Genomic DNA, 25,231 nt, shown 5'->3' on the forward strand with positions numbered 1-25,231 from the left:
AGATTCGGGTGTTTTTCCAGAGCTGCTAGGAAGCCGAAGACCCGTCCAGCTCAGCGAATACGCCCTGGGCAACCTTGAAGGCGGAATTCGCGGACGGCACGCTGCAGTAGATAGCCGACTGCAGGATGATCTCCTTGATCTCTTCCTTGGACAGGCCGTTCCGCAGCGCCGCACGGATGTGCATGGCGAACTCTTCCATGTGCCCGTGCGCGATCAGCGCTGTCAGCGTGATGGCGCTGCGCATGGTTCGCGGCAGACCGGGACGGGTCCAGATGGTCCCCCACGCGTAGCGTGTGATCATGTCCTGGAAGTCGCCGGTGAAATCGTCCTTGGCAGCGTTGGCACGGTCGACGTGCGCATCCCCGAGGACCTGGCGGCGGACGGCCATGCCCTCGTCGTAGATTTCCTGCTGTGTCTTCTCGCTGAACTCGTTCACGGTGATGTTTTCCTTGGTTAGTTGGCGGGGCGGAAGAAACTGCCCAGCAGTTCGGCTGTGGCGGCAGGCTGTTCGGCCGGCACCAGGTGCGCGGCACCGGGCACGACGGCGGCCCTGCCCTGCGGCACGCCGGCTGCGATCAGTTCCGCGAACGCAGCTGGTGTCACGACGTCCTCGGAGCCGGCTACGGCCAGTACGGGGACTGCGATCTCCGCTAGGCGTTCCCGGACATCGAAGCCTGCCAGTGCCTGGCAGCAGAACGCGTACGAGAACCGGTCTGCGTCCTGAAGGGAGTGCAGCAGGGCTGCCGATGCACCTTTTTCGCGTTCAATGAAGCCCTCCGCGAACCAGCGCTGGGCGGAGGAAATGAGCACTGCCGGAGTGCCCTGGGTCCGAACCGTTTCGGCACGGGCTTCCCAGCCTTCGGCGTCACCGATCTTGGCACCGGAACACAGGATCGCCAGAGAGGTAAACAGCATGGGGAAGTCCAGGCCGAGCTGCAGGCCGACCGCCCCGCCGAGCGATACACCGGCGTAGTACAGGTCCTGGGTTTCGGAGATGTCTCCGGCAGCTGTTGCCGCCTTGACCAGGCCGGCCACTGCTTCGGCCAGGTCCGGGAGGGAGAAGCCTTCGGCTGCGGCGGGACTGTTGCCGTGCCCGGGCAGGTCCCAGGCGATCACGGTGAATCCGTCCAGCAGGGCAGCCGTGCTGCTCCACAGCGCCGTGCCGGAGGTGCCCAGCGACGGTCCGGCAATGAGCACGGGTGCTTCGGGGCCGGCATTGGAGAGCTGGGTTGCTTTGATCTGCGGGACGCTCACGGGCGTGTCCTTCCGGGGTAGGCCGAGACAATTCGTTCAATCAGGGCGTCGGACTGGCCGAGGTAGTTGGCCGGGTCCAGCAGCTGCGCAATGTCCTGGTCGCTGAGGTCGCTTTCCGGCACCTCCGCGCGCAGCAGCGCCGCGAAGTTCCCACCGGCGAGCGAGAGCGACACCAGGTCCTGGACGCGCTTTTTGCCCTGGCCGGGAACGCCGTCCTCCAGCAGGGGCGCGACGCGTGCCATCACCTTTTCGCTGACGACCAGCGGACCGGCAAGGGCGAGGTTGCGGGCGACGGCGTCGCTGTTGACGCTCAGCCCGGCTGCCAGCTCCGCGAGTTTGGCAGCCGCTCCCCCGGCCAGGCGCAGGAGCTGGCGCAGTGCCTGCCACTCGACATGCCAGGATCCGCCAGGACGTTCGTCGTCTGCCGCAGCGGCCGCGGCGTGCAGCATGGCCGCGTAGCCTGGTGCGGCAAGGGCAGCGCTGCGGATCAGCACGGAAAGGACGGGATTCTGTTTCTGCGGCATGGCGGACGAGCCGCCGCGGCCGGCTTCGCGCGGTTCGCTGACCTCGCCGATTTCGGGCCGGCTCAGCAGCAGGACATCGTTGGAGATCTTGCCCGCTGCCGCCAGCAAATCGGCGAGCCCGGAGCCGAGCGCCGTGACGGGCAGCCGGTTGGTCTGCCATGGTGCCAGCGGATGGGCCAGGCCCAGGCGTGCGGCCAGGTCTGCCGCCAGCTCCAGGGGCTGGGCCTGTCCCTGCTGCGCTGCGGTGGTCAGCGCCGCCATGGTTCCGGAGGCACCGCCCCACTGCAGCGGCAGAGCGGCAGCTACGGCTTCGAGTGCGGCTCCGGCCTGCCCCACGCCGTGCAGCCACTGGGCCGCTTTGAGGCCGAACGTGGAAGGCAGGGAATGCTGGGTCAGGGTTCTGGCGACGCTGACGGTTCCGGCATGCTGCCGGGCCAGGCCCCCCAGGGACGCTTCGGCGTTGTGGACGTCATCGAGCACGGTCTTGAGCGCACGCGATGACATCAGCATCAGGGCCGTGTCCAGGATGTCCTGGCTGGTGGCGGCCTTGTGGATCGGACCCACGGCCCAGGGCGCTTCCTCCCGGACGATCGCCCGGAGGTCCGCAAGGAGCGGAATCACGGGGTTGCCGCCGCCCTGCGCACGCGCCGCCAGGTCCGCGGCGTCGTACCGCGAAGCCTGGCAGGCGGGAGCAACGGCGTCGGGCACCCGGGAATCGATCAGGCCCGCGGAAGCAAGCACCTGCAGCCACTCGAGTTCGACGTCGAGCATGGCCTGCAGCAGCGCCTCGTCAGAAGTCAGTGCTGCGGCGCGGGTGCCTGCCCATGCCGGAGACAGCAGGCCGTAGTCGGCAGTTTCCGCGGAACCCAATGGATTAAGCTCCCGGGAAGGCGAGGAAGACGGTCTCGTTCTCGCCCTGCAGCGTGATGTCCCAGCGCAGTCCGCCGTCAGCTTCGCGTGTGGCGATCAGGGTCCGGCGCCTGTCTTCGGACAGGGAAGACAGCAGCGGATCCTTGGCCAGTGCTGCTTCGTCCTCCGGCAGGTACATCCGGGTATGGAGCTTGTTCAGCAGGCCGCGTGCGAAGACGACGAAGGAGATGAACGGCGCTGCGCCCTCCTCAGTCGGTCCCGGGTTCACAGTGGTGAAGGTGTAATTGCCGGTGTTGTCCACGGGGACGCGGCCCCACCCGGTGAAGGTGTAGCCGTCGCGGACCAGCGAACCCGTCTTCTGTGGAATGCTGCCGTCCGCGTCCGCCTGCCAGATTTCCAGCAGGGCGTCGGGAATGGGGTCACCGGCTCCGTCACGGACCGTTCCCTGCAGCCGGATGGCGCCGGGCAGTCCGGGAGCCAGCAGTTCACCGCCCTTTTCGAAGGGAAGGGCGTAGCCGTAGAACGGGCCAATGGTCTGGCCGGGGGTGGCGACGAGTTTCTCGCTCATTATTCTGCGTCCTCTTCTTCCATCCAGGTGCGGTTGCTGCCGGTGAGCACGATGTCCCAGTTGTAGCCGGTGGCCCACTCGTGCGAGGTGATGTTGTGATCATACGAAGCCACCAGACGGTCCCGGGCCTTCTGGTCGGTGATCGACTGGTAGATCGGATCCAGGGCGAAGAGCGGATCACCCGGGAAGTACATCTGGGTGATCATCCGCTGGGTGAAATCCGTCCCGAACAGGGAGAAGTGGATGTGGGCCGGCCGCCAGGCGTTGAAGTGGTTCTTCCACGGGTAGGGGCCGGGCTTGATCGTGATGAACTCGTAGGAGCCGTCGTCGCCGGTGATGGCCCGTCCGACGCCGGTAAAGTTCGGGTCGATCGGAGCGGGGTGCTGGTCCCGCTTGTGGATGTAGCGCCCGGCCGAGTTGGCCTGCCAGACCTCGATCAGCTGGTTGCGGACCGGACGTCCGTCGCCGTCGAGCACCCGGCCGCGGACGATGATGCGCTCACCCAGGGGTTCGCCGTTGTGCTGGATGGTCAGGTTCGATTCCAGGGCATGCACGTCCTGGTGTCCGAACGCCGGGGACCACAGCTCAATCGTCTCGGGATCGGTGTGGTGCAGGTTCTTGGTCGGGTGGCGCAGGAGGGAGCTGCGGTAGGGGCGGAAATCGATCCGCGGCTGCGTTTCCTCGGGGGCGCCGTTGTCCACGCCCTTCCGGTACGCTTCGTGGATTGTCCGGATCTCGTCGGAAATCTGGTCCTGGGATGCCTCGGCTGCATCCAGCCGTTCGACAATCTGGTCTGCAAACAGATCATCCGCGGGGGCGGAGCTGCGGTTCACATCCATGGTGTTCTCGTCCATGGTCCTTCTTCCTGTCAGGGCGGGACGCTTCCTCGCGTCCCGCAGGGGCCGGCATCCCGTGGCTGGACACCACGATACACCTTTGTGTTCACTATCTGTACAGTTGTTCACCCAGTGAACAACTGTTTCGCTGCGGTCTTGTGGACTGCCGCTACTGGCCGGGCCAGCCGGTGTAGGCTTCGGCAAGGTAGGCCTGGCCGTGGCGGGAGGAGACGACACCGTTCAGCTCGCCCAGTGCACGCTTGCGTTCGAACGGCGAGGCATCCGGACGCGTGTGCAGCATGGACGTCATCCAATAGGAGAAGTTCTGCGCGCGCCAGACCCGCTTCAGTGCCTTTTCGCTGTAACCGTCCAAGAGCCGGGTGTTCCCCGTCGCGTAGAACGAGTCGATGGCCTCGAAGAGCACCGCAACGTCAGCCAGGGCCAGGTTCAGGCCTTTGGCGCCGGTTGGCGGAACAGTGTGCCCGGCGTCACCGGCGAGGAACATGTTCCCGTAGCGCAGCGGCTCGCAGACGTAGCTGCGGAACTTCAGGACCGTCTTCTCGAAAATCGGACCGCGTTTGAGCTCGAATCCGTCCGGGCCGTCCACGCGGCGCTGCAGCTCATTCCAGATCTGCTCCTCGCTCCAGGCCTCGGGATCCTCAGTGGGGTCGGACTGGAAGTACATCCGCTGCACGTTGTCGTTGCGCTGGCTGATCAGGGCGAATCCATGGTCGGAGTTGGCGTAGATCAGCTCCGGGGCACTCGGCGGCGCTTCGGTGAGGATGCCAAACCAGGCGAACGGGTACTCAATGAAGTTATCCGTCCGCAGCTCCTTGGGGATGGAGCGCTTGCAGATACCCTGTGAACCGTCGGCCCCGACGAGGATGTCGCAGTGGATTTCGAAGTCCGAACCCTCCTGGTCCGTGAAACGGATCTTGGGCACGGAAGTTGTCTGGTCCAGCACCTCGGTGTTGGACACGGCGTAGCGGACGTCGCCGCCGTCGCGCTCCCTGGCTGCGGCAAGGTCCACAAAGACTTCATTCTGCGGATAGAGCCACACGGACTCCCCCACCAGGTCCTCGAAGTCGATGCGATGGCTTTCGCCGCCGAAGCGCAGGTCGATCCCGTCATGCTTGTAGCCGTCAACCAGGACCCGGTCGCTGACTCCGCCTTCCGTCAGCATGCGGACACTGCCATGCTCCAGGATGCCGGCACGGTGTGTCGTGCGGATGGTTTCATGGTCGCGCTTTTCCACGACAATATTCTCGATGCCCGACTTGGCGAGCATGTGGGAGAGCATAAGCCCGGCCGGGCCACCTCCAACAATGCCGACTTTGGTCTTGAGGACGGTGCGCGCTGCAGTCAATGCAGTACTCCTTCGGGGACAGGCTGGACGTACGCGGGCGGGAACACCCTAGAGTCCAGTGTGAGTACCGGCACAGCATCGGCGCGAGTTCTTTCCCGTTCAATGAGAATCTTTCCCCGAGATGGCAGAAACTGCCCGTTTGGGCGCCCATAAGAGCCATTTCTGCCATCTCGGTCGGGGGGGTTAGTCCCCCACCGCTGCTCCGCTGCCGTAGCGGGGGCCGGCTTCGGCGGAGTCCGTACCGAGTCCGCGGGAGATACCCCGCGCCGCGGTCATGAGCGCCGGCACCGTGGCAGCGGTATTCTCGCTGCCAAGGGGCACAACTACCCCAAGCGCCGCTACTGCCGGACCCTGCGGTCCGAAGATGGGGACGGCAATGCCTGTGGTCTCGGGATCGACGACGCCGGGAAGCGTCGCGCATCCTTCCCTGCGGATCCCGGCCCACTGCCGGCGCAGTTCATCCGCGGCGGGAAACGGCGCAGGGTCGTCCCGGTGCCGGGCGAGGAATCCCTCCTGCACGTGCCGGGGCGCATGGGCCATCATGACCATCCCGGAAGACGAGATATGGAGCGGCAGCCGCCCCGCCACCTTGGCGAAGTTCGCCACCGACCCCCTGCTGGAGAGCCGTTCAATGAAAAGCACCTCGTCGTCCTGCAGTACCGAAAGCTGGGTGTGCTGGCGGATGACGGCCTGGATGTCTTCCATAAAGGGCATCGCCACCCGGCGCAGGTCCAGCGCAGAGGAACTCCGGCTGGCCAGTTCCCAGAGGCGCAGGCCCAGGCGCAGCTCGCCCGTTCCCGACTTCTGCAGGACTTTCAGGGACACGAGTTCCGCCGCCAGCCGGTGGGCAGTGGAAAGCGGGAGCCCGGCACGCCGGGCGAGGGTGGCAACGGGCATGGACGGGTTTTCTGCGTCGAACGCCGAGATGACCCGCACGATTCGCTCCGCCATCGAATCACCGGAGGGGGAATTGGCCATACCAGTACTTTGGCACACGCGGGGGGCGCGTCGGTTAACCGGGGACGGCCCCCGCCTTGCGGGGGGGCCCTTCCCTTCGGTGCTTCTTCCGGGTTAGCGGAATTCGCTGCCCATGTCGTAGTCATCCAGCGGGATGGCGTGGAACTCGGGGCTCAGGCCGCCGTCAACGCCGGCGTAGTCGAAGTCGCTGAAGGCGCTCGGGCCGGTGAAGAGATTGGCCTTTGCTTCTTCGGTCGGCTCGACAGTGACCTCGGTGTAACGGGGCAGGCCCGTTCCGGCCGGGATCAGCTTACCGATGATGACGTTCTCCTTGAGGCCGAGCAGCGGATCGCTCTTGCCTTCCATGGCCGCCTGCGTCAGGACGCGGGTGGTTTCCTGGAAGGAAGCAGCGGACAGCCAGGACTCGGTCGCCAGGGATGCCTTGGTGATACCCATCAGCTCCGGACGGCCAGCGGCCGGACGGCGTCCTTCGGAGACCACGCGGCGGTTCTCGCTCTCGAACCGGCGGCGTTCTGCCAGCTCACCCGGGAGCAGGTCGGAATCGCCGGATTCGATCACGGTCACGCGGCGCAGCATCTGCCGGACGATGACTTCCACGTGCTTGTCGTGGATGCCTACGCCCTGGCTGCGGTACACGCGCTGGACTTCGTCCACCAGGAACTCCTGTGCCTTGCGCGGGCCGAGGATGCGGAGGATCTGCTTGGGATCCACTGCACCTGCAACCAGCTGCTGGCCAACCTCGACGTGGTCGCCGTCGGCAACCAGGAGGCGGGCACGGCGCAGGACCGGGTAGGCGATTTCCTCGGTGCCGTCATCGGGAGTGACAACCAGACGCATCTGGCGGTCGGTCTCTTCGATGGTGACCCGGCCGGCCGTCTCGGAGATCGGAGCAACGCCCTTGGGGGTACGTGCTTCGAAGAGCTCCTGGATACGGGGCAGACCCTGGGTGATATCTTCCGCCGATGCAACACCACCGGTGTGGAAGGTACGCATGGTCAGCTGGGTACCGGGCTCGCCAATGGACTGTGCGGCAATGATGCCGACGGCCTCGCCGATGTCCACGGTCTTACCCGTGGCCAGGGAGCGGCCGTAGCACAGTGCACAGGTTCCAACGGCCGACTCACAGGTCAGCACGGAGCGGACCTTGATGTCGGTGACGCCGGCAGCGAAGAGCTTCGCGATCAGCACGTCGCCGACGTCGTCGCCGCCCTTTGCCAGGACGTTGCCTTCTGCATCGGTGACGTCGGTGGCCAGCGTACGGGCGTACGCCGAGTTCTCGACCTCTTCGTGCAGCACCAGTTCACCGTTGTGATCCGGAACAGCAATGGTGACGTTCAGGCCGCGCTCGGTACCGCAGTCCTCTTCGCGGACAATGACGTCCTGCGAGACGTCCACCAGACGACGGGTCAGGTAACCCGAGTTGGCGGTACGCAGGGCGGTATCGGCCAGGCCCTTACGGGCACCGTGGGTAGCGATGAAGTATTCCAGGACCGACAGGCCTTCACGGTAGGAAGACTTGATCGGACGTGGGATGATCTCGCCCTTCGGGTTGGCCACCAGGCCGCGGATACCGGCGATCTGCCGGACCTGCAGCCAGTTGCCTCGTGCACCGGAGGACACCATGCGGTTGATGTTGTTCTCGATCGGCATGTTGTCACGCATAGCCTTGGCAACCTCGTTGGTTGCCTGGTTCCAGATGTCGATGAGCTCCTGGCGGCGCTCGTCTTCAGCGATCAGGCCCTTGCCGTACTGGCTTTCGACCTTGGCTGCGCGTGCTTCGTAAACCTCCATGATGGCGGGCTTGTCGATCGGAGCAGCGATGTCCGAGATGGCAACGGTCACGCCTGAGCGGGTGGCCCAGTAGAAACCGGAGTCCTTCAGGTTGTCCAGCGTCGCCGCCGTGACGACCTTCGGGTACCGTTCGGCCAGATCGTTGACGATCTGGGAGAGCTGGCCCTTGTCGGCAACTGCCTCGACCCAGGGGTAGTCCTCAGGCAGGGTCTGGTTGAACAGAACCTGGCCCAGCGACGTCGGGATGAGGGCAGGAGTGCCTTCTTCCCAGCCTTCCGGAGCGGGCTGATCGGCGCTCGGGACGAAGCCGTCAACGCGGATCTTGACCGGAGCGTTCAGGTGCAGCTCGCCAAGGTCGTGGGCCATGATGGCCTCGGCCAGCGATGCGAACACACGGCCTTCACCGGCTGCGCCCTGACGCTTGGTGGTCAGGTGGTGCAGGCCGATGATCATATCCTGCGAGGGCAGGGTCACCGGACGGCCGTCGGACGGCTTCAGGATGTTGTTCGAGGACAGCATCAGGATGCGTGCTTCGGCCTGCGCTTCGGGGCTCAGCGGCAGGTGCACTGCCATCTGGTCGCCGTCGAAGTCAGCGTTGAAGGCGCCACAGACCAGCGGGTGCAGCTGCAGGGCCTTGCCCTCAACCAGCTGCGGCTCGAAGGCCTGGATGCCGAGGCGGTGCAGGGTGGGTGCACGGTTGAGCAGCACCGGGTGTTCGGTGATGATCTCTTCCAGCACATCCCAGACCTGCGGACGGAAACGCTCGACCATGCGCTTGGCGCTCTTGATGTTCTGCGCGTGGTTGAGGTCAACCAGGCGCTTCATCACGAACGGCTTGAAGAGCTCCAGGGCCATCTGCTTGGGCAGGCCGCACTGGTGCAGCTTCAGCTGCGGGCCAACCACGATCACGGAACGGCCGGAGTAGTCAACGCGCTTGCCGAGCAGGTTCTGGCGGAACCGGCCCTGCTTGCCCTTGAGCATGTCCGAGAGCGACTTCAGCGGGCGGTTGCCCGGTCCGGTGACCGGACGGCCGCGGCGGCCGTTGTCGAACAGGGAATCAACGGCTTCCTGGAGCATGCGCTTTTCGTTGTTCACGATGATCTCGGGGGCCCCGAGATCGAGCAGGCGCTTCAGGCGGTTGTTGCGGTTGATCACGCGGCGGTACAGGTCGTTGAGGTCCGACGTCGCGAAACGGCCGCCGTCGAGCTGCACCATCGGGCGCAGTTCCGGCGGGATCACCGGGACAGCGTCGAGGACCATGCCCATGGGGCTGTTCGTGGTGGTCAGGAACGCGTTGACAACCTTCAGGCGCTTCAGGGCACGCGTCTTGCGCTGGCCCTTGCCGTTCTGGATGATCTCGCGCAGGTTCTCGGACTCCTGCTGCATGTCGAAGTCTTCAAGGCGCTTCTTGATGGCTTCGGCACCCATGGAGCCTTCGAAGTACAGGCCATAACGGTCGCGCAGTTCGCGGTAGAGACCTTCGTCGCCCTCGAGGTCGCCGACCTTGAGGTTCTTGAAGCGCTCCCAGACCTGCTCGAGGCGTTCGATGTTGTTGTCGGCGTCGCGGCGGACCTTGGCCATCTGGCGGTCGGCGGAGTCGCGGGCCTTCTTCTTGTCAGCGGCCTTGGCACCTTCACCTTCGAGGCGGGCAAGCTCACCCTCGAGGTCCTTGGCAATGGCGGCGATGTCGGAGTCGCGCTGGTCGACGAGGTGCTTGCGCTCCAGGTCGTGCTCGGCCTGCAGGTTCGGCAGTTCGGCGTGGCGGTTCTCTTCGTCAACGGCAGTGATCATGTACGCAGCGAAGTAGATGACCTTTTCGAGGTCCTTCGGCGCCAGGTCAAGCAGGTAGCCCAGGCGGGAGGGAACACCCTTGAAGTACCAGATGTGGGTAACCGGAGCGGCGAGCTCGATGTGGCCCATCCGCTCGCGGCGGACCTTGGCACGGGTTACTTCGACGCCGCAGCGCTCACAGATGATGCCCTTGAAGCGGACACGCTTGTACTTGCCGCAGTAGCATTCCCAGTCGCGGGACGGACCGAAGATCTTCTCGCAGAAAAGACCGTCCTTCTCCGGCTTCAGGGTTCGGTAGTTGATGGTTTCCGGCTTTTTGACCTCGCCGTATGACCAGTTGCGGATTTCGTCCGCAGTGGCAAGGCCGATTCGCATGAGGCCGAACGTGGAATCGTTGGACATGGGTCCCTGTTCTCTCTTGTTCTCTAAATCTGAATGTCTCGGGTACGGGAAGAAGCGAAAGCTGAACTGGTCCCCAGCCAGGGCCGGACGGTCCGGGTTAGGCGGCTTTAATATTCCTGCGAGCTCTGCGAGCAAGGAATTTCGTTGCCGCCGTTCCGGGCCGCCCGGCCCCAGCCGGGCCAGTTACGGCTAAACCTCTTCTACTGAGCTCGGCTCTGCGCGGGACAGATCAATACCCAGCTCTTCCGCGGCCCGGAAGACTTCTTCATCCGAGTCACGCATTTCAATCGTGTTGCCCTCGGTGGAAAGGACTTCCACGTTCAGGCAGAGCGACTGCATTTCCTTGATGAGCACCTTGAACGATTCCGGAACGCCGGGCTCCGGGATGTTCTCACCCTTGACGATGGCTTCGTAGACCTTAACGCGGCCGTGGATGTCATCGGACTTGATGGTGAGCAGTTCCTGCAGGGTGTAAGCGGCACCGTAGGCTTCCAGGGCCCAGACTTCCATTTCACCGAAGCGCTGGCCGCCGAACTGTGCCTTACCACCCAGCGGCTGCTGCGTGATCATGGAGTACGGACCCGTGGAGCGTGCGTGGATCTTGTCGTCGACAAGGTGGTGCAGCTTCAGGATGTACATGTAGCCAACGGAAATCGGATCCGGGAACGGCTGGCCGGAGCGGCCGTCGAACAGACGCGCCTTTCCGGAAGCACCGATCAGGCGGTCGCCGTCGCGGGTGACGTTCGTGGAATCCAGCAGGTTGGTGATTTCATCCTCGCTGGCACCGTCGAACACCGGGGTGGCGACAGTCGTGGGACCGGTTTCGCGCGGAAGCTCGGGCAGGTCCTTGACCCAGTCCGGCTCTCCCTCGATCTTCCAGCCCTGCTTGGCAGCCCAGCCCAGGTGGATTTCCAGGACCTGTCCGACGTTCATTCGGCCCGGAACACCCAGCGGGTTCAGGACGATGTCGACGGGGGTTCCGTCTTCCAGGAACGGCATGTCTTCGATCGGGAGGATCTTGGAGATGACGCCCTTGTTGCCGTGGCGGCCGGCCAGCTTGTCGCCGTCCGTGATCTTGCGCTTGTGTGCCACGTAGACGCGGACCAGCTGGTTGACGCCCGGGGGCAGCTCGTCGTCGTTGTCGCGGTCGAAGATGCGCACACCAATGACGGTTCCGGACTCGCCGTGGGGAACCTTCAGGGACGTGTCGCGGACTTCGCGGCTCTTCTCACCGAAGATGGCGCGCAGCAGGCGCTCTTCCGGGGTCAGTTCCGTTTCGCCCTTCGGCGTTACGCGGCCAACCAGGATGTCTCCTGCTTCAACCTCGGCACCGATGTGGATGATGCCGCGCTCGTCGAGCTGGGAGAGGACTTCCTCGGACACGTTCGGGATGTCGCGGGTGATTTCCTCGGCACCGAGCTTGGTGTCGCGGGCGTCAACCTCGTGCTCCTCGATGTGGATCGAGGTCAGGACATCGTCGGAGACCATGCGCTGCGAGAGGATGATGGCATCTTCGTAGTTGTGGCCTTCCCAGGACATGAACGCAACGAGCAGGTTCTTGCCCAGTGCCAGTTCGCCCTGGTCCGTGGAGGGGCCGTCGGCGATGACGTCGTTGACCTCAACACGGGTGCCCTCGGAGACGGTCACGCGCTGGTTGTAGGCGTTGCCCTGGTTCGACCGAGCGAACTTCATGATCGGGTAGCTGGTCTCGGTGCCGTCGTCGTTCATGACGGTAACCAGGTCAGCCGAAACCTCGGTGACGACACCGGCCTTCGCGGCGGTGACGGAGTCACCGGCGTCGATCGCGGCGTACTTCTCCATGCCGGTGCCCACAACGGGACGCTCGGAACGGAGCAGCGGAACGGCCTGGCGCTGCATGTTGGCACCCATGAGGGCACGGTTGGCATCGTCATGCTCGAGGAAGGGAATCAGGGCCGTTGCAACCGACACCATCTGGCGCGGGGAAACGTCCATGTACTCCACGCCTTCGGGCTCAACGAGCACGGGCTCGCCGGATCCACCGCGGGCACGGACGAGGACGAGGTCCTCTTCGAAGTGCATGTCTTCGCGCAGCGGGGCGTTTGCCTGTGCGATCGTGCGCTCGACTTCGTCATCTGCGGTCAGGTAATCAACCTGGTCGGTGACGACGCCGTCCACAACCTTGCGGTACGGGGTCTCAATGAAGCCGAAGGCGTTGATCCGGGCGTAGGACGCCAGCGAACCGATCAGGCCGATGTTCGGGCCTTCAGGGGTTTCGATGGGGCACATACGTCCGTAGTGCGAGGGGTGGACGTCTCGGACTTCCATGCCTGCACGGTCACGGGACAGACCGCCCGGGCCCAGCGCGGAGAGGCGGCGCTTGTGCGTCAGCCCTGCCAGCGGGTTGTTCTGGTCCATGAACTGCGAGAGCTGGGAGGTTCCGAAGAACTCCTTGATCGCGGCAACGACCGGACGGATGTTGATCAGGGTCTGCGGCGTGATTGCCTCGACGTCCTGGGTGGTCATCCGTTCGCGGACAACACGCTCCATGCGGGAAAGGCCGGTGCGGATCTGGTTTTCAATCAGCTCGCCCACGGCGCGGATGCGGCGGTTGCCGAAGTGGTCGATGTCGTCGACCTCGACGCGGATGTCTACGTCTTCACCGTTGCGCTTGCCCGGGATGGTCTTCTCGCCGGCGTGCAGGGCCACGAGGAACTTGATCATCGCGACGATGTCGTCGATGTTCAGGACCGAGGCATCAGAATCGCCGATGGGCTTCTCGACGCCCAGCTTGCGGTTGATCTTGTAACGGCCAACCTTGGCAAGGTCGTAGCGCTTCGGGTTGAAGTACAGGTTCTCCAGCAGCGTCTTGGCGGCTTCGACCGTGGGCGGCTCTCCCGGACGCAGCTTGCGGTAGATGTCCAGCAGGGCATCTTCCTGCGTCTCCGTGGGGTCCTTCTCCAGGGTGGCGCGGATGGAGTCGTACTCGCCGAAGGTCTCGAGGATCTGTCCTTCGGTCCAGCCAAGGGCCTTCAGCAGGATGGTGACGGACTGCTTGCGCTTGCGGTCCAGGCGGACACCCACCTGGTCGCGCTTGTCGATTTCCAGCTCAAACCAGGCACCGCGGGAAGGGATGATCTTCGCGGTGTAGATGTCTTTGTCACTGGTCTTGTCAGCGGTGCGCTCGAAGTAGGCACCCGGGGAACGGACCAGCTGGGAAACGACGACACGCTCGGTGCCGTTGATCACGAAGGTGCCCTTCTCCGTCATCAGCGGGAAGTCACCCATGAACACGGTCTGCTGCTTGATTTCGCCCGTGTTGTTGTTCATGAACTCGGCCTTGACGTACAGCGGTGCCGAGTACGTGGCGTCCCGGTCCTTGCACTCGGCCATGGTGTACTTCGGGTCCGCGAATTCCGGCTCCGAGAAGCTCAGGGACATGGTGCCCTGGAAGTCTTCAATCGGGGAGATTTCTTCGAAGATGTCCGCGAGGCCGGAGGTGGTAGCGAAGCCGGCGTCGCCTTCTTCCTGCGCCTTCCTCAGGCGTTCCTTCCAGCGTTCGTTGCCGACGAGCCAGTCAAAGCTGTCCGTCTGCAGTGCAAGAAGATTGGGAACATCCAGCGGTTCGTGAATCTTTGCGAATGAAATCCGGGAAGCTGCGTTCTCCGGAGTGGTAGCGGTTGCGTTATTAGAGGTGCTCGAGGCGACCAAGAGGGATCCTTCCACAGACCTTCAGGCGTGTTTCACGCTCCCCCTCTGCACTGACGGACCTGGTCCGCGTGCGTCCTGGCGGGGCGCCGGGCATCGAACAGTTCTTGTGGGAACGCCTATCGATGCCGCCTGGCCCGTGACACAGCCCACCGCTATATGAAGGCTGAAGGTTAAGAGAGGGAAGCAAATATCCACTATAGGGCATTGGGGACACAGAAGTCTACCCGGTAATTGAAACCCCTGCCAGCTCTACCCTGGTTCCAGCAGCGCCGAACCTCTGGTTCTCCTCTGCTGCGTCCTTGCGGGGAGCTACGGGCGCGGTGCCAGCGTACCGATATGCGGCTGGCTACACACAAGCGTACCCCAAGTCCGCCGGCTGTGCGCGCTTTCATCCACACGCTGCCCTTCCCTGCACACCGCGCTGCTCCTCTGTTCCCCATCCCGCCTGCGCCGGGTGTGTCCCTCGCCACGGCCGGCGAGGTAGCCTAAGGGCAGAATTTGTACTTCCCCCAACTGAAAGTGGACAGTCCGCATGAGCACTTCGGCATTTGCAGGATCCGGCAGCGACGGCGCTCCGGAGGTGGTGATCGTCGGCGGCGCGCGAACTCCGCAGGGACGCCTGAACGGACAGCTGGCGGCCTTTACCGCCGTCGAACTCGGGGCCTTCGCCATCTCCGCCGCCCTGCAGCGTGCAGGTGTCTCTCCGTCCCAGGTGGACACGCTGATCATGGGCCATGTAGTACAGGCCGGCTGCGGGCAGAACCCCGCCCGTCAGTCCGCCATCAAGGCAGGGCTTGGCTGGGATGTACCCACGGTAACCATCAACAAGGTCTGCCTCTCCGGCCTCGCTGCGATTACGGATGCGGCGCGCCTCATCCGCTCCGGGGAAGCGACCGTCGTCGTCGCAGGCGGCCAGGAGTCCATGACCCGCGGCCCGCACGTGCTGCCGGGTTCACGCCAGGGCTGGAACTACGGCAACATGTCCGTGGTGGATTCCGTGGCACACGACGGACTCACCGATGCCTTCGACAACGAGTCCATGGGTGTTTCCACGGAACGGGGAAACACTGCCCTCGGGATCGGCCGGACCGCCCAGGACGAAGTTGCCGCCGCTTCGCACCAGCGGGCAGCTGCTGCGGCCGAGGCGGGCATCTTCGACGTCGAAATCGCCCCCGTTTCCGTTCCCCAGCGCAAGGGCGACCCGGTGGTGCTCACCGCCGATGAAGGAGTACGTCCCACCACCACCGTGGAAACGCTGGCCGGACTGCGGCCGGCCTTCGCAGCCGACGGGACGATCACCGCCGGCAACTCGTCACCGCTTTCCGACGGAGCGGCCGCTGTTGTCCTTGCCTCCCGCGCTTTCGCCGAGGAACAGGGCCTGGAGATCCTGGCCTTCGTGGGTATGCCGGGCCAGGTGGCGGGACCGGACAACAGCCTGCATTCCCAGCCGTCCAACGCCATTGCGCAGGCGCTCAAACGTGCCGGCTGGACAGCAGCAGACCTGGACTTCGTTGAGATCAATGAGGCTTTTGGTTCCGTCGCGGTGCAGTCCCTGCAGGAACTGGGGATCGACCTGGCCGATTGCAACATCCACGGCGGGGCGATCGCGCTGGGCCATCCGATCGGTGCTTCGGGTGCCAGGCTGGCCCTCCATGCCGCCCATGAACTGAACCGGCGGGGATCCGGACGCGCCGCCGTCGGACTCTGCGGGGGCGGCGGGCAGGGCGAGGCACTGCTCCTGTACCGCAACTAGGAGAGAGACTGCGAAACCAGGAGAAATGGTCATGGCGGAGGAGCTCCGAGGTCGAGACCGGGTGCTGCGGGCCGCGGACACACTGGGGCTGGATGTCACCATCGTGGACCGGCCGGCAGCGGCGAGCCTGCCGGAAGCGGCGGCCGCGCTGGGCATCAGCCCGGCGGACATCGTGAAGTCCCTGGTGGTGAGGCGCAGGGCCGGGGACTACCTGTTCGCGCTCGTTCCCGGCGATGAGCAGATTTCGTGGCCCAAGCTCCGCGCAGCAGCGGGGGCGAACAAACTCGTCCTGCCGCCGGCAGACGAGGCGTTCGAGGCCACCGGCTATCTCCGCGGCACGATCACGCCTCTGGGCAGCACAGTCGCGTGGCCCGTCTTCGCCGCGCCGGGAATCCGCGGCCGGCGCGTTTCCATGGGCGCCGGCGAGCACGGCGCCAGCCTGTTCGTGAACGGCGATGAGCTGCTCGCGGCGCTGGACGCCGAAGTCCTGGACATCACTGAACCGCTCCCCTAGCGGCCCCGGCCCCTGAATGCCAAAAGCCCCCGCTGCCTGATTCCAGGCGGCGGGGGCTTTTGAAAAGCGCTGCGGGCATGCCCGCGGAACTGATGCTACTTGAGCGTAACCGTGGCGCCGGCTGCCTCGAGGGCTTCCTTTGCCTTGTCAGCGGTCTCCTTGTTGGCACCTTCGAGGATGGCCTTCGGAGCGCTGTCAACCAGGTCCTTGGCTTCCTTCAGGCCCAGGGAAGTCAGTGCACGGACTTCCTTGATCACTGCGATCTTCTTGTCGCCGGCAGATTCGAGGATAACGTCGAATTCGCTCTTCTCTTCTGCAGCTTCAGCAGCGCCGCCGCCAGCCGGACCGGCAACTGCAACAGCAGCAGCGGTGACGTCGAAGGTCTCTTCGAAGAGCTTCACGAAGTCGGAGAGCTCGATGATGGACAGTTCCTTGAAAGCTTCAATGAGCTCTTCGTTGGTGAGCTTCGCCATGATGTGGCGTCCTTCCTATAAGTGGCGCCCGAGGGCGCCGGAGTTTGAGGGTGAAGAGTTCTTACTCTTCGGTGGCTGCTTCGGCGGCCGGTGCTTCTTCTGCGGCTGCCGGAGCTTCCTCCGCAGCGGGAGCAGCAGCGCCGCCTTCTTCTTCGAGCTTGATGCGCAGGGCATCGACCGAGCGGGCCAGCATGGACATCGGTGCCTTGAGGACACCGGCGACGCGTGCAAGCTGGAACTCGCGGGACTCGAGCGCAGCCAGGGCAGCAACACCGGACGCGTCAAGGGCGTTGCCCTCGAACACACCGGTCTTGATGATCAGCTGCGGGTTGGTCTTTGCAAAATCCGTCAGGCTCTTCGCAGCGGCAACTGCGTCACCCTTGATGAAGGCGATTGCAGTGGGGCCGGAGAGCTGGCCATCGAACGCGTCGATGCCGGCTTCCTTGGCTGCAATGCCCGTCAGGGTGTTCTTGACGACCGAGTACTTGGTGTCCTGGCCGAGCGAACGGCGCAGCTCCTTGAGCTGTGCAACGGTGAGCCCGCGGTATTCGGTTAGGACAGCGGCGGTTGAATCCTTGAAATCGTTGGCGATTTCTTCAACTGCTGACACCTTGGTTGGCGTTGCCATAACCCTCCTTCCGGGGAAAATAATGCCGGTGGATCTGGTCCCGCCCATAAAAAACGCCCCGGGCAGATGCACGGGGCTTCACTCAACGGATTTCTCCGGAGTTCAGTTCGTTCACCTGCGCAGGCCGCCCTCATGAGGGACTTTCGGATGTTTCCCCAACCGGTTTCCACCCGCGCAGGCTGAAGGTTCAGCTTTTACAGTGGGATTGAAGGCACATCGACCGACGGTCTTTGGTAGTTCAAGAGTACGGGAGATCCCGGGGAGGGACAAATCGGAGGCCTAGTCCAGGGAAAGCTCCTTCTGCCACTCCCCCGCATAGCCGATGGGGCGGAACCCGAGTTGCTCATTAATGGCGAGCATGTACCGGTTCTCCTCGGCGTTCCAGGTGTAAACCCGCTGCACTTCGGGGAAGTGCAGCCCGAGCTGCCGGAGGTTCCCGGCCTTCAACATCATCCCAAGCCGGTTGCCGCGGTGGCGCTGCAGCACCAGCGTATCGTCCTGGTAGGCCACGGCCGGCTTGCTCCGGGCAACTTCCAGCACGGTATGGCCCGCGAGCTCACCCGAGGCCGTATGGCGGACGGCGCACACGAGCACGCCATACCCCATCCCACGCGCTTTGCCCTCAGCTTCCCGCACTCTGGGCGCGTCCCAGACTTCGGGCACCAGGTCCAGGCCGCCCAGGGGTGCGTCAGTGCTCATCTTCTGCCTCAGCTGCGCGTAGGCATCCACCAGTGCGTCCGGGCATGCGTCCTGCCAGAAGACGAGTTCGTAGCCGGCGCCCGCGGCGCTGTCCGGGAAACCTTCCCCGGCACCGTCCGCCGGCAGGTCGAGCCGGCTGATCCGCTCAACGAGTTCCAGCCTGAATCCGCAGGCCAAGGCGTAGGACGCCGCTGCGTCCTGCGGGATGAACGACGCCGGACCCTCGCCGGCTGTTCCTTCCCCTCCGCCCAGCAGATGGTCGGTCTCCGCTATCAGGGTCCGCCGGCCGTCTGCGGCAGCCAGCTCCTCGGCCGCAGCACAGAGCGCCGCGCCGACGCCCCTGCGCCTCGCACGTGCATCCACCACCACGTTCATGGTGCCCGTATGCAGGTTGTCGGTCAGGGGAAAGTTGAGCTGGGCCACGCCGAGGATCACCTGTGCGGAACCGGCCCGTGCAACCAGCAGCTGCCGCCGTCGGGTGGGTGTGCTCCGGAGCCTGGCCAGCTGTGCCCGGGGCGTTTCGCAGAAGTCGTCATTTCCCCAGATCTCGCGCTGCTGGGCATTGAAGAGTCCGGCAACAGCCAGGAAGCCGTCCGCGTCCGGCAATTCCGTGCTTTGCGGCAGGACGAGCAGTTCCACAACCAAAGGAGTCATGGTCCCCATCCTCCCGGAAAAATCCGCCGGGTCCATAGATGGTTCCGCAGCGGAAACACAAAACGCCCGCAGCATAAGCTGCGGCCGTTGTGGGGAGGTAGCCTCCCGAAGTGATGCGCTGACTATGCGTCTGCGAGAACCTTCGTGACGTTCGGGTCCACGGCGATGCCGGGGCCGAAGGTGGTGGTCACGGTGGCCTTCTGGATGTAGCGGCCCTTGGCTGCGGACGGCTTCAGGCGAAGCACCTCTTCGAGGGCAGCTGCGTAGTTCTCAGCCAGCTTCTGCGCGTCGAAGGAGGTCTTGCCGATGATGAAGTGCAGGTTGGAGTGCTTGTCGACGCGGAAGTCGATCTTGCCGCCCTTGATGTCCGACACTGCCTTGGCAACGTTCGGGGTCACCGTTCCGGTCTTCGGGTTCGGCATGAGGTTACGCGGGCCGAGCACGCGGCCCAGGCGGCCGACCTTGCCCATGAGGTCCGGAGTAGCCACTGCGGCGTCGAAGTCGGTCCAGCCTGCTGCGACCTTTTCGATCATGTCATCGGAGCCAACGAAGTCGGCGCCGGCAGCGATTGCTGCTTCAGCCTTCTCGCCGGTCGCGAAAACCAGGACGCGGGCCGTCTTGCCCGTGCCGTTGGGAAGGTTGACCGTGCCGCGGATCATCTGATCAGCCTTGCGGGGGTCAACGCCCAGGCGGAAGGCAACCTCAACGGTTGCGTCCGTCTTGGACGGGTTGGTTTCCTTCGCCAGTGCTACGGCATCTACCGGCGCGTACAGCTTGTCCGCGTCGATCTTTGCCACAGCGGCTTCATATGCTTTGCTGCGCTTTGCCATCTGCTTTTTCTCCTTGTGCAGTTGTGGTCTGTCGGACCGCGCTCGGCCCTGCCACGTGCTGTCCTGCCCTGATGGCGGATCAGCGATGATGAATTTGGTTGTGCCCGGGCGAACCCGAGCGGAAAGGCGTTATTAGCCTTCGACGGTGATGCCCATGGAACGGGCGGTGCCTGCGATGATCTTTGCAGCAGCCTGGACGTCGTTGGCGTTGAGATCTTCCATCTTCTGGGTGGCGATCTCTTCAACCTGTGCCTGGGTCAGCTTCGCAACCTTGACGGTGTGCGGGGTGCCTGAGCCCTTGGCGACGCCGGCAGCCTTCTTGATCAGTTCAGCCGCCGGAGGCGTCTTGGTGATGAAGGTGAAGGAACGGTCTTCGTAAACCGTGATTTCAACCGGGATAACGTTTCCGCGCTGGGATTCCGTTGCAGCGTTGTACGCCTTGCAGAATTCCATGATGTTGACACCGTGCTGGCCAAGCGCGGGACCAATCGGAGGAGCCGGGTTGGCGGCGCCTGCATTGATCTGCAGCTTGATAAGGCCGGTGACCTTCTTCTTGGGGGCCATGAAAGGGTCCTTCTCTAAATTATGTTCCCGAAGAACAGGAGCGTCCATCCGGGTTGGTGGCCGCCGTGGCGCGGCGGCCGAACGCTGCTTGGCGGGATAAAGCGGTCCCGCGGCAGCGAAGTCTGGTTACTGCAGCTTTGTGACCTGGCCGAAGGAGAGCGTCACCGGAGTCTCGCGCTCGAAGATGGTCACCAGGACCACAAGCTGCTGAGATTCCGGCTTGATCTCGGAGATCGTTGCCGGAAGGGTTTCGAACGGTCCCTCGTTCACGGTCACGGACTCGCCGACCTCGAAGTCCACGGTAACGGCGGACTGCGCGGCCTTCGCCTGGGTGCCGGCGGCGGCAGCCTTGGGAGACACCACCGTGTGCTCCAGCATGGAGAAGACTTCGTTGAGGCTCAGCGGAACCGGGTTGTGTGCGTTGCCGACAAAGCCGGTGACACCCGGAGTGTGGCGGACGACGCCCCACGATGCGTCGGTGAGTTCCATGCGGACCAGGACGTAACCGGGGATACGTACCCGGTTCACGATCTTGCGCGTGGTGTTCTTGATCTCGACGACTTCCTCCATCGGGACCTGGATTTCGAAGATGTTCTCTTCCATGTCCAGGGTCTGGATGCGGGTCTCGAGGTTGGCCTTTACACGGTTCTCGTAGCCTGCGTAGGAGTGGATGACGTACCAGTCACCCTCCTGGCGGCGCAGCTTGGCCTTGAATGCTTCAACAGGGTCTTCTTCGGGCTCTTCAGCAGCCGCGGTTTCCGCTTCCTCGGTGGGAGCCTGTTCCGCGTCTTCGGCCGATGCGTCACCGGCAGCCGCCGTGGCGTCTGCTTCGGTTACCTGGTCCTCGGTATCCAGATCAGCGGTTTCGTCATTGATCTGTGATTCGAGTTCTTGCTCGGACACGTAGATTCCTGCTTTCTTCTTCAGAGCTCTTTTGGGTTTGTCACTAGCTCAGGTTCTTCGCCGTACCTTCAGGCTGTGCGGCTGGAGGTACGCCGGTGGCTAGCTTTCGCCGCCGCCCGAACCGAAGATCCACAGTGCGCCGGTGCCGAAGATGAAATCCAGCAACGACACGATGATCATCATGACCACCACGAAGGCCATAACCACGATGGTGAACCGCAGCAGCTCCTTGCGGGTGGGGGTCACCACCTTCTTCAGCTCAGCAATGACCTGGCGGAGGAAGAGGGCGATTCCGGCGAAGAAGCCGCGCTTCCGGGGCTTGCCTGAGGGGTGTCCCTTAGAGCTGCTGGCAGCTGTTTCGGTCACCTTTCGCCTCACTCATCTGTCGGTTCACAGTTCCGCAGCGTGCGCTGGGAACTGCTGCTTCATGAAGGAACTGCTCTAGACGGCGAAAAAACGACGTCATGCGCAGGGCAGACAGGACTCGAACCTGCAACCTGCGGTTTTGGAGACCGCTGCGCTACCAATTGCGCCACTACCCTTTGGGAGAGTCCTACATTACCGGTACAAACCTGCTCCGGCCTAACCGGGCCGCGGGCATGAACCAGCATCGAGAGAACAACACCGAGGATCAAGTCTACGCAATCTTTTCCCCTGAGTCGAACCGGCCCCGCGGGGCCCTGCGGGCACGGTCCCCAGACAGCCGCACGAGCGGTGTCCCAGCCGCAGGAATCAGCTCCCGGGGCCCGGCCGGAAAAGTGTAAAAGACTGCAATGTGACCCCGGCACGCCTAAGCTTGGCTTCCATACGGGGGCGGACACATCCGTCCTGCGCGGAAGGCACTGCTTTCCGCGGAACCACACACGTAACTGCACGCCTTCAGCATCAAACCAGACGGGAACGCCATGCCTTCCAACGGCCGAATCTCAGAGCGCATCGCCTCCATTGCAGAATCCGCCACCCTTGCAGTCGACGCGAAGGCCAAGGCCCTAAAAGCCGCCGGCCGCCCGGTGATCGGCTTCGGCGCGGGCGAGCCGGACTTTCCCACACCCGGCTACATCGTGGACGCCGCCGTTGCTGCCGCCCGGGAGCCGCGCTTCCACCGGTACTCCCCAGCGTCCGGACTGCCTGAACTCAAGAAGGCCATTGCGGAGAAAACACAGCGGGACTCCGGGTACGCCGTCGACCCTTCCCAGGTCCTGGTGACCAACGGCGGCAAGCAGGCCGTCTACGAGGCGTTCGCAACGCTGCTTAATCCCGGCGACGAGGTTCTGGTGCCGTCGCCGTACTGGACCACCTATCCCGAAGCCATCCGGCTCGCCGGGGGTGTCCCCGTTGAGGTCTTCGCGGGGCCGGAGCAGGGTTACATGGTGACCGTCTCGCAGCTCGACGCTGCCCTGACGGACAAGACCAAAGTGCTGCTGTTCGTCTCGCCCTCCAATCCCACCGGTGCCGTCTACCCTTCCGAGACGGTCGCGGAAATCGGCATGTGGGCCGCCGACCACGGGCTGTTCGTCGTGACCGACGAAATCTACGAACACCTGACCTACGACGGCGTGCCGTTCACGTCCATCGCCACGCGCTGCCCGGAGCTGGGGGACAAAGTCGTCATCCTTAACGGTGTGGCGAAGACGTACGCCATGACCGGCTGGCGGGTCGGATGGATGATCGCTGCGCCGGACGTCATCAAGGCTGCGACAAACCTGCAGTCCCACCTTTCATCCAATGTTTCCAACATCTCCCAGATGGCGGCCCTGGCAGCAGTGTCGGGCCCGCTGGCGGCCGTCGATGAAATGAAACTGGCGTTCGACCGCCGCCGCAAGGCCATGGTGGAGGCCCTGAATTCGATTGAGGGCATTAACTGCCCGATGCCTGAAGGCGCGTTCTACGCGTATGCCGACGTCCGCGGCCTGCTCGGGAAGGAATTCCCCGGTGCGGCAGGTCCGGTACGTCCGCAGACCTCGGCAGAACTTGCGGCCCTGATCCTTGACACCGTGGAAGTCGCCGTCGTTCCCGGTGAGGCCTTCGGCCCCTCCGGTTATCTGCGCCTCTCCTATGCCCTGGGCGACGACGACCTCAAAACCGGCATGGACCGCCTCAAGGACTTCCTGGGACAGGCCAAGGCCTAGAGCAGCCTGCGGGCTGCAGCCCACCTCGTCAGTTCGTGGCGCGAGGAGAGCTGCAGCTTCCGCAGGACTGCGGAAACGTGGGTCTCCACCGTCTTGACGGAAATAAACAACTCCTTCGCTACCTCTTTGTAGCTGTAGCCACGGGCTATCAGGCGCATGACCTCGCGTTCACGCACCGAGAGCCGGTCCAGTTCGTCCTCCACGCTGACCGTCGTCGAGGCCCCGAAAGCATCGAGGACAAACCCCGCCAGTCGCGGCGAAAAGACGGCGTCTCCGTCTGCAACCCGGACAACGGCGTCGGAGATTTCGGCGCCTGAAATGGTCTTCGTGACGTAGCCGCGTGCTCCGGCGCGGATCACGGTGACCACGTCTTCGGCTGCATCGGAGACGCTGAGGGCCAGGAACCTGGTAGAACCCAGGAGGTCGGCGCAGCCCGCAAGGACTTCGGCTCCGCCGCCTCCGGAGCCTCCGGGCAGGTGGACGTCCAAAAGCACTACCTGCGGCTGGAACCGGCGGATGGCTGCAATCGCAGCTTCTACCGTCGCGGCCTCGGCCAGGACATCGATCCGCGCGTCAAGGTCTGCCTTGAGGCCGGAGCGGAAAATAGCGTGGTCGTCCACCACCACTACCGAAATGGGTTCTGCTGGGCTGCTCAACTGTTCTCCGTTTCCCGTTTCGGTTCCACCGGGGCGTCAGCGCCGGCCAGTGGCAATGCCAAATGTATCTCGGTGCCGTCTGCACTGCTGCGCACCTTCGCTGTCCCGCCGTTCCGGGTCATGCGCCCGATGATCGATTCCCGCACCCCCAGGCGGTCCAGGGGTACGGCGGCCGGATCAAAGCCGCTGCCCCGGTCGCGGACAAACACTTCAGCTGCCTCGGGCCGGCATTCGAGGTACAGGGAGATCTGTCCGCCGGCGTGCTGGGCTGCGTTGAAGAGTGCGGCCCTGGCGGCCTGGACCAGCGCCGAGCTCTGTTCCGTCAGCTCCGCCGTGCCCACGGCGACAAAGTCCACCGGGTGGCCGTAGGCATCTTCCACCTCGGCGGCCGCGGCCTTGAGCGCGTCAGCCACCGTGCCCGTGCCCTTTTCCGGGTCCGCATAGAGCCATTGGCGCAGTTCACGTTCCTGTGCCCGGGCGAGCTTGACGACGTCGGCCTCGGAACCTGCGCGGTTCTGGATCAAGGCCAGCGTCTGGAGGACCGAGTCGTGGAGGTGTGCTGCGATCTCGGCGCGTTCGGTCTGGCGGATCCGGCCGGCCCGTTCAGCCTGGAAGGCCCGCCACGACTTCACGGCCCACGGTGCCAGCACCAGCGCGACGCCGGCCAGCACGGCCAGGGACGCCAGGGAGGCAGCCAGCAGGACATCCCAGGTAAAGGAACCGGAAATCACCAGCAGGAAGCCGGCGATCACCAGGACCAGCCCGGTCACCAGCCGGAACAGGCCCATTTTCCGGTTCCCTCCCGCTCCGGCGACCAGTCCGGCCCTCCTGCTGGCGTCCAGCTGGGACCAGGCGAGGACAGCACCTGCCACGATCACGGCGAAGGGAAGCAGGATCTGCACGTTGATTGAGGCACCCAGGGCCTGGGCGACGATGGCAGCGGCTGCCAGGAGCAGTCCGACGCCGATCAGGATTTCCCGGCTGCCCAATACGGCGGTGCCCGCACCGGAACGGTCGCCCTGGCCCTGCTGCAGGTAGCGGGCAAAGTTCTCCGCAACACTGCGCGGATTAGCTTCCCCGGCAGCCGCCTTTTCCTCCGCGGTGGGCACCATGATCCAGAGCCATCCATAGAGGACAACGCCGGCACCGGCCAGGAGTGACAGCAGCACCATCAGGAGGCGGACGGTCCGCACCGGCAATCCCAAGTGGACAGCCAGGCCGGGGCAAACGCCTGCCACTACCTTCTGCTGGGAACGGAGCAAGGGCGGTCTCATGCTCCAATCCAAGCACGCCGGACAGGCGAAACCGCCCCCGCTGCGGTCCAGGCGCACGGGTTCAGGGAAGGATCAGGGGTTGCT

At 64.3% G+C, this 25,231-nt stretch carries 21 protein-coding genes and 1 tRNA gene; 3 read left to right on the forward strand and 19 right to left on the reverse strand.

Annotation, left to right across the window (positions count from 1 at the left end):
* Positions 1-25 precede the first annotated feature (25 nt).
* From pcaC to rpoB, 9 genes are all read right to left on the reverse strand, one after another.
* Complete coding sequence (gene pcaC, locus TVB01_RS07895; RefSeq protein ID WP_422455354.1) at positions 26-436, reverse strand: 4-carboxymuconolactone decarboxylase; 411 nt, start codon at positions 434-436, stop codon at positions 26-28.
* A gap of 17 nt (positions 437-453) precedes the next feature.
* Entirely contained in the window at positions 454-1,254 is an 801-nt protein-coding gene (locus TVB01_RS07900) for an alpha/beta fold hydrolase (RefSeq protein WP_422455355.1), read from the reverse strand.
* Complete coding sequence (locus tag TVB01_RS07905) at positions 1,251-2,648, reverse strand: lyase family protein (protein ID WP_422455356.1); 1,398 nt, start codon at positions 2,646-2,648, stop codon at positions 1,251-1,253. The genes TVB01_RS07900 and TVB01_RS07905 overlap by 4 nt, the downstream gene beginning before the upstream one ends.
* 4 nt (positions 2,649-2,652) lie before the next feature.
* The gene (pcaG, locus tag TVB01_RS07910) at positions 2,653-3,216 is read right to left on the reverse strand and encodes a protocatechuate 3,4-dioxygenase subunit alpha (protein ID WP_422455357.1); all 564 of its coding nucleotides are present in this window, start codon (positions 3,214-3,216) and stop codon (positions 2,653-2,655) included.
* Entirely contained in the window at positions 3,216-4,070 is an 855-nt protein-coding gene (gene pcaH, locus TVB01_RS07915; RefSeq protein ID WP_422455358.1) for a protocatechuate 3,4-dioxygenase subunit beta, read from the reverse strand. Before pcaH ends, pcaG begins: the two co-directional genes overlap by 1 nt.
* 151 nt (positions 4,071-4,221) lie before the next feature.
* A complete protein-coding gene (locus TVB01_RS07920; protein ID WP_422455359.1) occupies positions 4,222-5,418 on the reverse strand; it encodes a 4-hydroxybenzoate 3-monooxygenase in 1,197 nt (398 codons plus the stop codon).
* A gap of 183 nt (positions 5,419-5,601) precedes the next feature.
* Entirely contained in the window at positions 5,602-6,396 is a 795-nt protein-coding gene (locus TVB01_RS07925) for an IclR family transcriptional regulator (protein WP_422455360.1), read from the reverse strand.
* Between the two features lie 93 nt (positions 6,397-6,489).
* Complete coding sequence (locus tag TVB01_RS07930; RefSeq protein WP_422455361.1) at positions 6,490-10,380, reverse strand: DNA-directed RNA polymerase subunit beta'; 3,891 nt, start codon at positions 10,378-10,380, stop codon at positions 6,490-6,492.
* A 189-nt stretch (positions 10,381-10,569) separates the two neighbouring features.
* Positions 10,570-14,070: a DNA-directed RNA polymerase subunit beta gene (gene rpoB / locus TVB01_RS07935; protein ID WP_422455362.1), complete on the reverse strand. Its 3,501-nt coding sequence runs from the start codon at positions 14,068-14,070 to the stop codon at positions 10,570-10,572.
* A gap of 532 nt (positions 14,071-14,602) precedes the next feature.
* Between rpoB and TVB01_RS07940 the strand changes: the two genes are divergently transcribed.
* Both TVB01_RS07940 and TVB01_RS07945 read left to right on the forward strand, forming a co-directional pair.
* The gene (locus tag TVB01_RS07940) at positions 14,603-15,823 is read left to right on the forward strand and encodes an acetyl-CoA C-acetyltransferase (RefSeq protein WP_422455363.1); all 1,221 of its coding nucleotides are present in this window, start codon (positions 14,603-14,605) and stop codon (positions 15,821-15,823) included.
* A 31-nt stretch (positions 15,824-15,854) separates the two neighbouring features.
* Positions 15,855-16,337: an aminoacyl-tRNA deacylase gene (locus TVB01_RS07945; protein ID WP_422455364.1), complete on the forward strand. Its 483-nt coding sequence runs from the start codon at positions 15,855-15,857 to the stop codon at positions 16,335-16,337.
* Positions 16,338-16,432: 95 nt separating this feature from the next.
* Here the strand turns inward: TVB01_RS07945 and rplL are convergent, their stop codons facing one another.
* From rplL to TVB01_RS07985, 8 genes are all read right to left on the reverse strand, one after another.
* The gene (rplL, locus tag TVB01_RS07950; RefSeq protein WP_422455365.1) at positions 16,433-16,810 is read right to left on the reverse strand and encodes a 50S ribosomal protein L7/L12; all 378 of its coding nucleotides are present in this window, start codon (positions 16,808-16,810) and stop codon (positions 16,433-16,435) included.
* A 61-nt stretch (positions 16,811-16,871) separates the two neighbouring features.
* Positions 16,872-17,438, reverse strand: coding sequence for a 50S ribosomal protein L10 (gene rplJ / locus TVB01_RS07955; RefSeq protein ID WP_422455366.1), 567 nt, complete (start codon positions 17,436-17,438; stop codon positions 16,872-16,874).
* Positions 17,439-17,717: 279 nt separating this feature from the next.
* A complete protein-coding gene (locus TVB01_RS07960) occupies positions 17,718-18,791 on the reverse strand; it encodes a GNAT family N-acetyltransferase (RefSeq protein WP_422455367.1) in 1,074 nt (357 codons plus the stop codon).
* 122 nt (positions 18,792-18,913) lie between these two features.
* On the reverse strand, positions 18,914-19,621 hold the full coding sequence (gene rplA / locus TVB01_RS07965; protein WP_152226438.1) for a 50S ribosomal protein L1: 708 nt from the start codon (positions 19,619-19,621) through the stop codon (positions 18,914-18,916).
* 132 nt (positions 19,622-19,753) lie between these two features.
* Positions 19,754-20,185 carry a 50S ribosomal protein L11 gene (gene rplK / locus TVB01_RS07970; protein ID WP_091602584.1) on the reverse strand — a complete coding sequence of 144 codons (432 nt, stop codon included), beginning with the start codon at positions 20,183-20,185 and terminating at the stop codon, positions 19,754-19,756.
* 126 nt (positions 20,186-20,311) lie between these two features.
* Positions 20,312-21,088: a transcription termination/antitermination protein NusG gene (gene nusG, locus TVB01_RS07975; protein ID WP_422455368.1), complete on the reverse strand. Its 777-nt coding sequence runs from the start codon at positions 21,086-21,088 to the stop codon at positions 20,312-20,314.
* 99 nt (positions 21,089-21,187) lie between these two features.
* Positions 21,188-21,454 (reverse strand): preprotein translocase subunit SecE, encoded by a 267-nt coding sequence (gene secE / locus TVB01_RS07980; RefSeq protein WP_227894251.1) that lies wholly within the window; start codon positions 21,452-21,454, stop codon positions 21,188-21,190.
* A 103-nt stretch (positions 21,455-21,557) separates the two neighbouring features.
* A tRNA-Trp gene (locus TVB01_RS07985) sits at positions 21,558-21,630 on the reverse strand.
* Positions 21,631-21,993: 363 nt separating this feature from the next.
* Here TVB01_RS07985 and TVB01_RS07990 point away from each other — a divergent pair.
* Positions 21,994-23,217: a pyridoxal phosphate-dependent aminotransferase gene (locus tag TVB01_RS07990; RefSeq protein ID WP_422455369.1), complete on the forward strand. Its 1,224-nt coding sequence runs from the start codon at positions 21,994-21,996 to the stop codon at positions 23,215-23,217.
* Here TVB01_RS07990 and TVB01_RS07995 read toward each other — a convergent pair.
* Together TVB01_RS07995 and TVB01_RS08000 are read right to left on the reverse strand one after the other, a co-directional pair.
* Entirely contained in the window at positions 23,214-23,873 is a 660-nt protein-coding gene (locus TVB01_RS07995) for a LuxR C-terminal-related transcriptional regulator (RefSeq protein WP_422455370.1), read from the reverse strand. The genes TVB01_RS07990 and TVB01_RS07995 overlap by 4 nt on opposite strands.
* Positions 23,870-25,147: a PspC domain-containing protein gene (locus tag TVB01_RS08000; RefSeq protein ID WP_422455371.1), complete on the reverse strand. Its 1,278-nt coding sequence runs from the start codon at positions 25,145-25,147 to the stop codon at positions 23,870-23,872. Before TVB01_RS08000 ends, TVB01_RS07995 begins: the two co-directional genes overlap by 4 nt.
* Positions 25,148-25,231: the final 84 nt, after the last annotated feature.

This window comes from Arthrobacter sp. 7Tela_A1, assembly GCF_049311065.1.
Classification (GTDB): Bacteria; Actinomycetota; Actinomycetes; order Actinomycetales; family Micrococcaceae; genus Arthrobacter_B.